Here is a 12999-nt window from a genome sequence, read left to right on the forward strand (position 1 = left end):
CACAACTATTTTTATTTAAAGTTTGATAATAGTATGTATTACTTACCAACCTAGCTAACCCACGCTGATCTTGAGTCTGGCAAGTACCTTTATTTTCTGAATCTACATCAATTAAATCTGGCTCTGAAAAATTATTTTTAGGATAGTAAATTGGTAAAAAACCATTATTTTCATTAGGTCCTTTTAAAGGCTCTAATAAAGTATTTAAAGGATTATTTATTACATCAATATTAGTATTACCTGTAGGAACTACTTCTTTGGGTACATCACATTTTGGTGCACTGCCTGTTAAATTTAACGCATTAAACCTCAAATCTAGTCCAGTATCTTTTTCCTCAGCTGCTGCCCCAAGTAAATATCGGCAAGCGTAAGCCCCTTTATTAAAAGCTAATACATTAAAGTCTAAGTTTTTATCACCTAATTTATCATATAAAAAAGTTGTGTTTGCAGAGTTCTCAACAATCGTATTATTTTGCAATGTTAAGCTACTAGCCGAACTTAAATTACTGGTTTGGTTTTTTGCTGGATCAGCATCTCCTGTAAATTTAAGAATACTACCGTTAGTCGGACTCGCAATATTTTGTGCAATTGTATTATTTGTAAAGGAGGCTGTAGGGCTACCACAAAAATTAAAAGCACTTATTGAACTAGTCGATCCATTATTAACAAAACTATTTGAATCCAATGATATAGTACGGGCGCTATATGAAGTATTAAACATACAACTCATTGCGAGAATACTACCTTCAGTTGAAGTCAGGCCATTGTTTTGAATTAAAGAATGACTCATCGTTAAACTGGCAGTATTACCTCCAAGGTAAATCGCTCCACCTTTAGATGCTTGTGAGTTTAATATCTGACTATTTTTTAAAGTTACATCGGCGCCAGCATAAATTGCACCACCAGAATCAGTACTTTTCCCATTTTCTAAAATAATATTAGTTAATGTTAAAGGTTGCTGGTAAACAGCCGTATTAAAGATACGTGATTTTCCCCCAGCATTTATACGAGTTTCAAGCGCTTTTTGGGCTGGATAGTCATTAGTTAGAACTCCTTTTCGCTCCCAATCCGTCGCTTCTTTCCCAATAATATTCAAACCGATTTTAGGGGTTAATTCTTTATTTAAGGTGTAAGTACCACCTTCGAGTTGAATTGTGTAGTTTGCATCAATTGCAGAAACCTCACACCCTCCATAAGATTTACGCATTTCAGCTGCTGTAATCGCTTCACGTAGAGAACATGCATTCATGTTCTCATTATCTTCGTCAGCAAATGTTGTAACTTTTATTGTTGTTTGAGCCATTAAAGGCATTGCTGCGATAACAGTAATTACACCCAGTGCTTTTTGATAATTTTTCATAGCCCACATCCCTGTTTATGACTTGAAACGGCGTAATGCAATTAATCCAAATAACCCTAAAATTAAACCGCCGCCTACACTTCCCCCACCGCCAGTACTCACCGATTTATCTTCAATTCCAGATAAAGGTTCCTGAACAATTCTTGTTGGGATAGTAATATATTGAAAATCTTCACCCTCATTAAAACGAGATACGCTAGTAACCACTTGAATACTAAAAATATCTGCACCATGCCAATTTCCATTTGGCGTATAAATTACATTACCATTTTGATCTAAGGTTATAGTGCCTTTTGAAACTGGTGTATCTGTACTTTGTCTAACTTTAAGACATCCTGGTTGCCAGTCTTTACCATCAGCACGCTCACCAAACAATCGCTTACACGTAGCAGGCGTAACCAAATCAGCTTCACTTAAAGAACCTAAAATACCGAATTTTGCAACTTGGCCATATTTAATATCTTGACCAACTGAAGAGACTTCACTATCTACAATATATTCGATTGCACCTAAATCACAGAGCTCATCATATCCACTCCGACTCTTACCACGTTGATCGTATCTTTCACAACTCGCTAAACCAATTGAAGAGCCATCACTATAAAGACGTCCCTTATTAATGATCAATGATTCAGCTAAATTTTTATAATTCTCAAGTAATCGTGGTCTAAAGAAACCCAAAAAGCTATTTTTTGGCGTGTTATAAGGGCATAACAATCCATTTTGAGCTGTTACATCGCACACACCTTCATCTGTATCTCCCGCAATTAATTTTTCATTAGCGGGATAAAGAATATTAGGAAGCTTTGAGGTCGCATTTCGGTTACATTCTGCGGTAACCAAATTACTTTGTATAACTGCTTTATCGGTTGTACCTACCTGACAATTTAGAGTATTCCCTACTAATATACTGTTTGAAACAGAAGCATTTCCTTGAGGAGCATCAAGAAATAGTCCTTTGTCATTTTTAATCATCGTAATGTTATTAACAAACATCCCATCTCGGATATTTGCAATAAAACCACCTTTATTATGAAAAATTGTACTATTACTTAATCCAATAGCACGTGAAGTTAAATATCCCCCAGTACTTTCATCTGCAAACTTGGTTTGAACATACAATAAAGCGTTATCTGCGGCTGTAACTTCATTATCACGTAAAACAGATTGAGTAATGTAATAAAGAGGCATTTCGCTATATAAAACTGCTCCCTGAGCCGCTTTATTATTCTGTATTAAATTATTGGTAAGGGTAACTGTACCTGCTGTTCTTGTCGTATTAGATAAATTACCAGCATTGTAAATTGCACCACCACGAGTAGCATAACCATTAAGCAAACGTGAATTTTTAATATTTAATTGTTCATGGTTATAAATTAATCCTCCATCTAATGCGGAGGTTTTAGAGCCAGCCCCTTGTAAATTAAGGTCACTCAAAGAAACAGAGAAAGAGGTTTTTTCAACATTACCATCATCAATTTTAAATAGGCGGTCTGTACCTGCCATTTTAATGCTAGCGTTATGGGTTCCTGGAGCATCATTATCAATAAAACTAGAGTCACTCTCTGTAAGGATATTTAGAGGTCCAGTAATTGTTATACTTGTATTCAATGCATATTCTTTATCACGCTTCAAAATAATATTTGAAGAGGCGTCTTTACCTCCGCATCCATGATAACCAGTTGCATATTTTTCAACATCAGCAGCATTGGAAGATGCTCGATAATTAAGAAATTGTACAGCCTCACGCAACGTACATAACGTATCGTCTTTATCTTCATCAATTAAGCTTGTGACTTGAATATCGGCAGAATAAGCGTGTCCAGCAGCAGCCAATAAAGCAAAAGCAATGCTCCGTTTGAGCATACCCATCTCCTTACATCTTTTTTCATTTTTCTTTGTCAATATTGCAAAATTTCCGCTTTTGCAATCGCATCCTTTGTGCGTACTTTGTCACAGCAAGTAGAATTTCTCAAGACATTTTGGTCGGTCTGTAGAGTCATTTTTGAACCAGCTTACAAAAAGCTTCATACATTTAAAAAACTTTTTTAAATACAAAAATGTGACTTTTTAAAATTAGAAGGAGCTTTAAAAAGATATAGAGGTAAGTGCTCTGAAATTAGAATTTTTTGTCCGAGACTCTATTTTAATAGTTTTTTATGTGCGCAGGTGAGGCAGTAAGACAAGATTAAAGGATATCTATGGTTGATATTCATCAATCAAAGCATAAATTTGTCTTAAAGTTGCATTCGAAAGTTTTGTTTTTTCGCCTTTGAGAAGTTTTTCTAACTGAGCAACTGTCTGTAGTAAAAGAGAAGCTTGATGAGGGCCATGTAATAATAAATAGTCAACAATTTGCTGATCAAAATGGATACCACGTCTAGACATTACAGACGTAACTAAAGAGTAGCGGTCCGCATATAAGCTTCCACTTGGCACTTTAACACTAACGGCTTGCGTAAGTCGTGACTGTAAGTCTGGCAATTCCAACTTTAATTCAATAGGCGCTACACGTGAAGAAAATACTAGCTGTCCTTCGTGATTATTCATTAAATGGAAGACAGCTTTTTGCCAATGAGGTACACCACTAATTGATTCAATATCATCCAAAGCGACAAGATCATAATGCTCTAAAGAAGTAATTGCTTCGATAGGAGCATCGAGGAGTTCAAGCAAAGAAACTTTAATTGCAGATTTGCCTATTTCTAAATAAGAGTCACAAATTGCGGAAAGTAAGTGACTCTTTCCTGTCCCTGCTCCACCGTAGATATAAAACCTACTTACCAGACCAGCATGTAGTTGACGCACAGCATCGACTACATTCCCCCAACTTGGTCCCGAAAAATCACTGATTCGGGCATCAAGTTGAGGTTCTATATCCAGTTGGAGTTGACGCATATATTGAATTAACCTTGAAATTATTTCTGGTTAGGGGATTTCAGTTCATCTGTATCTTGCTGTGTTTTAACTTCAAGATCAAGCTTAGTGCTTTCGGTTTCTACATGAATTTGCTCAATATCGCCATGTTGGATCACTAATGTAGAAGGTGGAGCATAAAGTGAGCTTCTTTCATAATTCTCTCTTAAATGCTTCAACAACACTACAATAACAGCAGCAACAGGCAATGCGATTAACATTCCTAAGAAACCTGCAAGCTGTGCACCTGCCAATACGGCAAAAACAACTGCCACAGGAGATAAACCAATTTTATCACCCAGTAGAAATGGCTGAAGAATATAACCCTCTACCGCTTGGCCAATCATAAATACTACACCAACGAGTAATAAATGCATCCAATCCAAACCGAACTGGAACAAGCTGGCAATAACAGCCGCAATAATACCTACGGCAAATCCTAAATAAGGAATAATACTGGCAAGACCAGCCACCATACCAATAATAAGACCAACTTCCAAACCAATGAGCTGTAAACCAACTGCATATACTACGCCTAGCAATAGCATGACGAGAAACTGACCCTTAACAAATGCTCCTAAAACGCTATGGCATTCACCAACGATCTGTAAAGTAGTTGCTTCATATGGGCGTGGAATGAGACGGCGTAAGTTTTGTAGCATACGGTCCCAGTCTAATAAAAAATAAAAAGCAATAATTGGAATTAGAACAACTGTTCCACCAATTTGAATAAAATTGAGGCCTGATTGTGCAAGCTTTAATAAGACAGCTTGAATACTATCGGCACTGTAATTTGTCTGAACATAATCCATGACAGCTTTGGACATTTGATCTGTATCAATTTCCATTTGCTGAACATTAAATGTCGAAGAAACCCATGGCAATAGTTCTGCATTAATCCAGTGAATACCTGCTGGAATGCTATCTCGCGCGTAAACCAATTGTTTCCAGATCAAAGGAACCAAATACCATAATGCAATGGTTAGTGTTACACCAATTCCTATGAACACCACACTAATTGCTAACCAGCGAGGCAATTTGATTTTTACCAGGACATCAACAAGTGGACTGAATAAATAAGCCAGGAAAAAAGCACCGATAAAAGGAATGACTACAGGCTTGAGTAAGTACAATACCCATACCAGCAATACAATACCTGCGAGTAAAAGAATACGGCGCAGTATACGATCTTGCATAAAATCTAGCCTTTTTTGATTTAATCGTTATAAATGAAAAAATATTTTTATTAAAGATAGCATTTTCGAGCATAAATAACATAAGAGTTTCGTATATTCAGGTTATAATCTGCCGCCAATGCGGAGACTTCATTTATGAGCAACTCAACTTCTACCCCAAATACCGGTTTAAGCTACAAAGATGCGGGTGTCGACATTGAAGCGGGCGACGCACTGGTCGATCGTATCAAGTCAGTCGCTAAACGTACAAGTCGTCCTGAAGTAATGGGCGGGCTTGGTGGCTTTGGTGCACTATGCAAAATTCCTAAAGGTTATGAAGAGCCTGTTTTAGTTTCTGGAACCGATGGTGTAGGAACTAAATTACGTTTGGCACTTAATCTTAATCGTCATGACACAATCGGCCAAGATCTTGTGGCTATGTGTGTAAATGACCTTTTAGTTTGTGGTGCAGAACCATTATTCTTCCTTGATTATTACGCGACTGGTCACTTAAATGTTGACGTTGCTGCAAATGTTGTTACTGGTATTGGTAAAGGTTGTGAGCTTGCAGGTTGCGCACTTGTAGGTGGTGAAACCGCAGAAATGCCAGGCATGTATGAAGGCGAAGATTACGATCTTGCTGGTTTTGCTGTTGGTGTTGTTGAGCAAAGCAAAATTATTGATGGTACTAAAGTAAAGTCTGGTGACGTACTTATCGGTGTTGCATCAAGTGGTGCTCACTCGAATGGTTACTCATTACTACGTAAAATTTTAGACGTTAAAAACGTTGATTTAACTCAAATGATTGATGGTCGTCCTCTTGCAGACGTTGCAATGGAACCAACACGTATTTATGTAAAACCAGTTCTTGAGCTTTGCAAACAAGTTGATGTACATGCTATGGCACACATCACTGGTGGCGGTTTACCGGGTAACTTACCACGTGTATTACCAAATGGTGCTCAAGCAGTCATTGATGAAGCTTCGTGGGAATGGTCTGAGTTATTCCAACTTCTACAACGCGAAGGCAATGTAGAACGCTTTGAAATGTACCGTACGTTTAACTGTGGCGTAGGCATGGTCATTGCTGTTGATGCAAATGATGCAGAAAAAGCAATTGAAGTGCTTAATGCTCAAGGTGAAAAAGCTTGGAAAATTGGACATATCCAAGAAAATGCTGAATCAGTGGAAGGTGCAGACGAAAAAATTCGTGTGATCTTTGCATGATAAAAATTGCTGTTCTAGTCTCTGGGAACGGCAGTAATTTACAAGCCTTGATAGATGCAAATCTATCAGGGCAAATTGTAGGTGTACTGTCTAATAAAGCAGATGCTTATGCCCTAGAGCGTGCTCAAAAAGCCAATATTGCTACGGCAGTTATTTCCCATAAAGACTTTCCAACTCGTGAAGTGTTTGATGAAGCAATGCATCAACAACTCTTGGCTTGGCAAGTGGATGTGGTTATTTTAGCCGGTTTCATGCGCATTTTAACTCCCACCTTTGTCAACAAATGGCAAGGGAAAATGCTGAACATACACCCCTCACTTCTTCCAGCTTATAAAGGTGTGAATACTCATCAACGTGTTTTAAACACAGGTGATCGTTTACATGGTTGTACCGTACACTTTGTAACTGCAGAACTGGATTCTGGTCAATCAATTGCCCAATCCGCTATTTCAGTTAAAGAACATGATACTGCCGCTTCATTAGCAAATCGAGTGCATGCACTTGAGCACTTTATCTACCCACAAGTAGCAGAGTGGTTATGTAACGGTCAACTTACATGGAAAAATGGTCAAGCTTATTTCCGTGATCAAGTTCTTGAACACCCTATTCGTTTTGCAAATTGGTAAAACTTTTTACTTAAAAGCAAAAATAAAAAAGGACATGCCAGCATGTCCTTTTTTATAAGTCTAAAAATTAATTTGGCTGATGATGAATCAATTTTTTTATAGAATTCACTGTATCAATAGGATGTTCTAGAGGAAACATATGTCCCCCTTCAACCACAGTAAATGGGATTCCCATTTTTCGCTTTGCCATTTGAGGAAAGCCTCTTTTTAAGAAATCACTTCCTTTACCTACAACTAAATGCACAGGCATCTTAGGTTTTGGCATAGGCAGCCACCACCAAGAAGGATTCTTACGGAAAATTGCAACTTCATCCTCACGAGAAATCGTTAAAGTTACTCCACCGCGAACCGAATCTTCTTTCAAAGCATAATCAATATAAGCTTGAAAACAATCTTCATCAAAATCTTTATAAAATCCTTTAGGACGTAATAACTCAGCAGCCTGCTCTCTCGAGTCCCAATGTTCACGACGGCGTGCAGATAAGCCTGCAGGAGTCATCGCATCAACTAATTTAGGACGAAATAATTTTGCCATATGAAATGCAAATGAATATCGCCCTAAAATAAGAGGCGGATCTAACATAATAACTTGAGAAAAGAGTTCAGGACGCTGAAAAGATGCCATCAACGTTAAAACCGAACCAAGAGAATGGCCAAGTCCAATCACTTTACGTCCTTTCGCCTGTCGAACAATACTGTCAATTACCTGATCAACCAAAGCAGGCCAATGGTTAGTCACAGGATAACGTTTATCAGGACCAATCAGGGGAACATAAATAATGTCATATTCCCCTTTTAACTGGTCAAACAGTTTTTGATACACTTTTGATGGCACGCCATTCGCATGAGCAAAGTGTATAACTGGTTTCATTGACATACCGCTATCCTAAAACAGATTTTATTGTAATTTTGCGCTTTGACTAGTCTGCACTTCTTGAGCAATAGATTCACTTACCCCTTGCCCGATTTGTGCACCCATACGACCTAAAATGGATTGTAATGGGTTGCGCTCAATTGTGTAGTCAACTTTATTATCAAGGTTTAGTTCACGCATCAAGCTCGTAATGTTACCTGAACGGTCAGCAACGCCCAATTGGATTGCTTGTTCGCCAGTCCAGAATAAACCAGAAAAAATAGCTGGATCGTTCGATTTCAAACGCTTTCCACGCCCTTCTTTAACTGCAGTGATAAAGTGAGTGTGAACATTATCAAGAACAGATTGAATATGTTGCTTTTGCACAGGATCAATCGGTTTTGTCATACTTAAAATGTCTTTATTGGTTCCTGCTGTTAAAGTGCGATCTTCAATGCCAAGTTTCTGAGCTAAACCAGTAATCCCATAGTTAGGCATAATTACACCAATTGAGCCGACCAGACTTGATGGATTGACAATAATCTCATCAGCAGCAGACGCAATATAATAAGCACCTGATGCGCCCATATCACCAATCACAGCGTAAACCTTTTTATCTGGATGCTGTTTTTTTAAATAACGAATTTCCTGCCAGATTTCATCAGACTGAACTGGAGAACCGCCAGGTGAGTTAATATTAAGTGCAATAGCTTTACTATTTGAAGCTTCAAAAGCACGTTTAAGCGCTTTATTTGTATCTTCACTATTTACTGATTGATTACTCGAAGCATCAATAGTTCCAATAATATCCACTACTGCCAAATGAGCACTACTGCTACTCACAGCAGAGCCTTCTTTGCTGGTTGAACAGCCTTTACCCATGAGTACAATAATGAATAATAAATAAATAAAAGTTAATGTTTTAAAGAAGATTCCCCAACGGCGACTACGGCGCTGTTCCTCTACTGAAGCAAGTACAGCCTTCTCAAGAATTTGCCATTCTGGTCCATTTTGTTTAGGGATTATAGGTTCATTTTGTGGTTTTGGTGGCCAATCGGACATAAAATTCCAATCCAAATTAATCTAAAATGATGTCATTATATACGTTGATTTGATAAAAACTGTCTAAATAATATGATTTCATTTATAATAATTTTATCTTTTTTTAATTATTGCTTCCTTTTTACCGCGATAGATGACCAAATTAGATACAAAAAGCATGAACTACTACCTACTCAAAACTTTTAGCCGCCAACCAATTCAATTTGGACGTTTTCTTGCTCGTATGTTGGCAGGGTTAATTAATACTTTAAAAATTACTAAAACATCAAAAAGTATAGAACTAAACCTACAAATCGCTCTCCCACATTTAACGCCACAGCAGCGAATAGAAATTACGCAACAAGCTATTCGTAATGAAGTCACCTCATACTTTGAATTTTTAAGTATTTGGGGCTCATCAAATAGTAAGAATATCGAAAGAATTCATCATATTGAAGGTGAACATTACTTTCACGAAGCACTTGCAGCAAAAAAAGGTGTGGTTTTGATTGTTCCACATTTTGGTACATGGGAAGTCCTGAATGCTTGGTGTTCACAATTCACTTCAATGACAATTTTATACAAGCCAGTAAAAAATGAAGATGCGGACCGTTTTGTTCGAGAAGCACGTAGTCGTGAACAAGCTCACTTGGTTCCTACTGACGAAACTGGTGTAAGACAAATTTTTAAAGCCTTAAAACAAGGTGAAACTACCGTAATTTTGCCTGACCATACACCTAACGTCGGCGGCAGTATGATCAATTATTTTGGTGTTCCACTTGCTTCAAGTAATTTAAGTACCAAGCTTATTCAAAAAACTAAAGCAAAAGCTTTATTCCTTTACGCGATTCGTAACGAACATGACGGTTTTACGATGCACGTTGAACCTATGGATGAGAAAATCTACGAAGGTAGTGCAGATGATGGAACTTATGTCATTCATCAGGCTATTGAACAACTCATCCATCGTTATCCAGAACATTACCACTGGAGTTATAAACGTTTTAAAGCAAACCCTGCTTTAGATAATATTTATAATATTGATCCAGCTGAAGCTCTTCAAATTGTGGATAAGCTTAAAGCAGAAGCTTCACAAATTTCTGTGAAGCCAAGTACGCTCGAAACGTCGAGTGTATAAAATCATTTGATGATTCTCAGATACAAAACTTAATGTTCCTTGCTCAACTGTGCTTTTAAATGGAATATTAAGTTCTTGTATTCTCGCTAAAACCTCTTTGCTAGGATGACCATATCGGTTATTAAAGCCGGCAGACGCAATAACAAGCTTGGGGTTTAACGTCGCTAAGAAGTCATAGGCTGAACTATGCTTACTACCATGATGACCTAAGACCAAAACATCTACTTTTAAATCAGGATATTCTTTTATCAATTGATATTCTGCTTCCCATCCCGCATCCCCCATAATTAAATAATTCTGATAACCCCTTACTTGTTTTAAATGAATATAAACAACACAAGAATATTCATTTTGGTTAGTAGGAACTAAATTTAAATCATTTTCTTTAGGCCAAAGTATCTCAATATCTAACTGTGGATATTGCCATTTTTGCCCTTGATGACAATAGGTAAACGGTTCTTTCACCTTCTCTGCCCATAGCTGATTTGATATGACTTGTTTGATAGGAAAAGCCTGAGCGATAAAAGGAAATGCCCCACTATGATCTTGGTCAAGATGAGATAACACCACATGATCTAGTTGCTTAATACCTTTCTGACGTAAATATGGAATTACTACATTTTGACCAATACTGAAAGCTTTCTCATCATAAGAACCACCCGTATCAATTAACCATGTCTGCTCTGGATGTTGTAGAAAAATCGCTTGTCCTTGGCCTACGTCTATAATATTTAATTGAATTTGCTGTGAGGTTTTATTCGGAATAATTAAGGGTAAACAACATATAAGACTCCAAGATTTTGGTAAAACACCACGCGGTAAAAATAAAATAATAATGGCACAGCTTAAGCCTATCAAAGCCAGTGGTGTCAGACTAAAACCTTGCAACGGTAGAGATAATTTCTCTAAAAGACTAAAACATGTCAGCACCATACTGAGCAAAATATCATTAAGCTGAAAGAGTGCATTTCCAAGTGAATTAAAAATAAACCACACACAAGCAGCGAAAATATTTAAAGGAACAATAACTCCTCCTAACAGAGGAACAGCAATAATATTTGTGAGAGGTGCTACCCATGAAATCTGCTGAAAGAAAATCAACATTAGAGGACATAGAGCAATAAATATTTTGCCCTGAGATTCAATTAAAGTTTTAGTTAGAAGAATTATTCTAGATAGCAAACTCAATGAGGCACGATTTGGAGCTTGTACTATGGTTTGATAAATGCGTAATAAAATAAAGCAAGAACCATAAGAGAGCCAAAAACCTGCCGATAAAACACTAAATGGATCAAAAAGTAAAAGTAGACTTGCGCTATAAACCAAGAGCGAAAATGGCTTAACAGGCAGTTTGATCAACAATAAAAAGGTAAATAAAAATACTGAGAGTAAAGTTCTTAAGGCTGGAATTTCAAAGCCGACAAAAGCTGTATAAATCAAAACGCCAAAACATAACGGAATCATTGCTAATATTTGCTTGGGTTGCCACAAATAAAGCTGGGGATAATAACGTCGTACTAATTGATGTAATCCCCAAGATAACAAGATTGCAAAAATGAGGACATGAGGCCCTGAAATGGCCAACAAATGAGAGATTCCTAACTGCTTAAATTGATTTTTAATATCTTCATTTAAGAGACTTTCATCCCCTGTTAGAAGCGCTAATAACAATCCTTTATTCTGAAATGGAGATTTTTTTAGCATTAATCTAAATTTTAGACGGAGTTTTTCTATATTTAATAGTTGTCTAGTCAAAAAATTTTGTTGCTGTTTTAAGTGACTTTGATAACCCAACCGATAAATTTCATTCGAGTTTAAAGGCTCAATATGCTGAATACTGAAACCTGACATTATGTTTCGTTGAATGAACCATTGTTCTTGATCAAAAGCACCTGATACGGCATAACTATGAGCTGGTCTAGTTTTACCCGAAATTCGATAGTAATGACCTAATTGTAATTTTGGTCCCTCTATTAATGCACTCTCATTTTCATTTTTTAAATATAGCAACCAATTCACCACATGGGATGACCGCCCTAGAACCTGAGCGAGTTGCTGTGTCTTATTATCTTTTTCTTCACTTATTCGGTCTATATAAACAATAATATCTAAAGACTCAGGTTGCATCTCCCGTAGTTGTAGTCTTTCATTTAAGGCATGCTGAGCATATTGATGGCCTATAATAAAAAGGCTTAGACCACAGATTAAATAATAAACTCCTTTTAAAATGGGACGATTAACAACAAGATGCCGCTTAAAAATATAAAACATTAAGCAGATAAAGAGCAAAACTTTACCAATCCAACCATATTGCGTTATGAGAGGAATATCTATTCCCATAAATGCAATACCTATAACCCACCCCATTAAAATAAGCTTTAACATTTAAAATCATATCGTTATCTTTTTAGGGGCAAAATTAAAGCCCAACTGAGTGGGCTTTAACAATGTGATTTAATGACAATTTTTTAAGAACCGCTGACCCACAGACCATCTTCCATATGCAAGATTGAATCTGCTGCCTGAGCCAACTGTTCATCATGAGTCACAATAAGCATAGCCATATTGAGCTCTTTCTTAAGATCAGTCAGTAACTCGAAAATCCCAACAGCTGTTTTACGGTCTAAATTACCCGTTGGCTCATCCGCTAAAACTACGGCAGG

At 37.1% G+C, this 12999-nt stretch carries 10 protein-coding genes and 1 pseudogene; 3 read left to right on the forward strand and 8 right to left on the reverse strand.

What is annotated here, in order from left to right; translation table 11 throughout:
* The 4 genes from UC75_RS20770 to cxpE form a co-directional block, all read right to left on the reverse strand.
* Positions 1-1360 (reverse strand): CSLREA domain-containing protein (locus tag UC75_RS20770; protein ID WP_228137175.1); only part of this gene is annotated, 1360 nt, incomplete at its 3' end.
* 15 nt (positions 1361-1375) lie between these two features.
* On the reverse strand, positions 1376-3226 hold the full coding sequence (gene rbtA / locus UC75_RS08205; protein WP_049837262.1) for a rhombotarget A: 1851 nt from the start codon (positions 3224-3226) through the stop codon (positions 1376-1378).
* A gap of 333 nt (positions 3227-3559) precedes the next feature.
* A complete protein-coding gene (gene hda, locus UC75_RS08210) occupies positions 3560-4258 on the reverse strand; it encodes a DnaA regulatory inactivator Hda (RefSeq protein WP_004790634.1) in 699 nt (232 codons plus the stop codon).
* Positions 4259-4278: 20 nt separating this feature from the next.
* Complete coding sequence (gene cxpE, locus UC75_RS08215) at positions 4279-5472, reverse strand: chloramphenicol efflux transporter CxpE (RefSeq protein ID WP_004790632.1); 1194 nt, start codon at positions 5470-5472, stop codon at positions 4279-4281.
* 135 nt (positions 5473-5607) lie between these two features.
* Between cxpE and purM the strand changes: the two genes are divergently transcribed.
* Positions 5608-6678, forward strand: coding sequence for a phosphoribosylformylglycinamidine cyclo-ligase (gene purM / locus UC75_RS08220; protein WP_049837263.1), 1071 nt, complete (start codon positions 5608-5610; stop codon positions 6676-6678).
* A complete protein-coding gene (gene purN / locus UC75_RS08225; RefSeq protein WP_004790628.1) occupies positions 6675-7304 on the forward strand; it encodes a phosphoribosylglycinamide formyltransferase in 630 nt (209 codons plus the stop codon). Before purM ends, purN begins: the two co-directional genes overlap by 4 nt.
* 67 nt (positions 7305-7371) lie before the next feature.
* On the opposite strand, the gene UC75_RS08230 is transcribed toward purN, so the two are convergent.
* Together UC75_RS08230 and sppA are read right to left on the reverse strand one after the other, a co-directional pair.
* Positions 7372-8181, reverse strand: a complete 810-nt coding sequence (locus UC75_RS08230; RefSeq protein ID WP_004790626.1) for an alpha/beta fold hydrolase — start codon at positions 8179-8181, stop codon at positions 7372-7374.
* 21 nt (positions 8182-8202) lie between these two features.
* Positions 8203-9219, reverse strand: a complete 1017-nt coding sequence (gene sppA / locus UC75_RS08235; protein ID WP_049837264.1) for a signal peptide peptidase SppA — start codon at positions 9217-9219, stop codon at positions 8203-8205.
* A gap of 133 nt (positions 9220-9352) precedes the next feature.
* Between sppA and UC75_RS08240 the strand changes: the two genes are divergently transcribed.
* Positions 9353-10336, forward strand: coding sequence for a lysophospholipid acyltransferase family protein (locus UC75_RS08240; RefSeq protein ID WP_128825157.1), 984 nt, complete (start codon positions 9353-9355; stop codon positions 10334-10336).
* Here UC75_RS08240 and UC75_RS08245 read toward each other — a convergent pair.
* Together UC75_RS08245 and UC75_RS20775 are read right to left on the reverse strand one after the other, a co-directional pair.
* Positions 10289-12721: a DNA internalization-related competence protein ComEC/Rec2 gene (locus UC75_RS08245; RefSeq protein ID WP_049837266.1), complete on the reverse strand. Its 2433-nt coding sequence runs from the start codon at positions 12719-12721 to the stop codon at positions 10289-10291. The two genes, UC75_RS08240 and UC75_RS08245, sit on opposite strands and share 48 nt — an antisense overlap.
* 83 nt (positions 12722-12804) lie before the next feature.
* Positions 12805-12999, reverse strand: a pseudogene (locus UC75_RS20775) (lipoprotein-releasing system ATP-binding protein LolD); the annotation flags it as partial.

Source organism: Acinetobacter sp. V2, assembly GCF_001188385.1.
GTDB lineage: Bacteria > Pseudomonadota > Gammaproteobacteria > Pseudomonadales > Moraxellaceae > Acinetobacter > Acinetobacter oleivorans.

Bases quoted from the DNA above. Each gene is read 5' to 3' on its own strand.
- hda (WP_004790634.1), bottom strand. From the start codon at position 4,258: ATGCGTCAACTCCAACTGGATATAGAACCTCAACTTGATGCCCGAATC.
- purM (WP_049837263.1), top strand. From the start codon at position 5,608: ATGAGCAACTCAACTTCTACCCCAAATACCGGTTTAAGCTACAAAGAT.
- UC75_RS08245 (WP_049837266.1), bottom strand. From the start codon at position 12,721: ATGTTAAAGCTTATTTTAATGGGGTGGGTTATAGGTATTGCATTTATG.
- UC75_RS08230 (WP_004790626.1), bottom strand. From the start codon at position 8,181: ATGTCAATGAAACCAGTTATACACTTTGCTCATGCGAATGGCGTGCCA.
- rbtA (WP_049837262.1), bottom strand. From the start codon at position 3,226: ATGCTCAAACGGAGCATTGCTTTTGCTTTATTGGCTGCTGCTGGACAC.
- purN (WP_004790628.1), top strand. From the start codon at position 6,675: ATGATAAAAATTGCTGTTCTAGTCTCTGGGAACGGCAGTAATTTACAA.
- cxpE (WP_004790632.1), bottom strand. From the start codon at position 5,472: ATGCAAGATCGTATACTGCGCCGTATTCTTTTACTCGCAGGTATTGTA.
- UC75_RS08240 (WP_128825157.1), top strand. From the start codon at position 9,353: ATGACCAAATTAGATACAAAAAGCATGAACTACTACCTACTCAAAACT.
- sppA (WP_049837264.1), bottom strand. From the start codon at position 9,219: ATGTCCGATTGGCCACCAAAACCACAAAATGAACCTATAATCCCTAAA.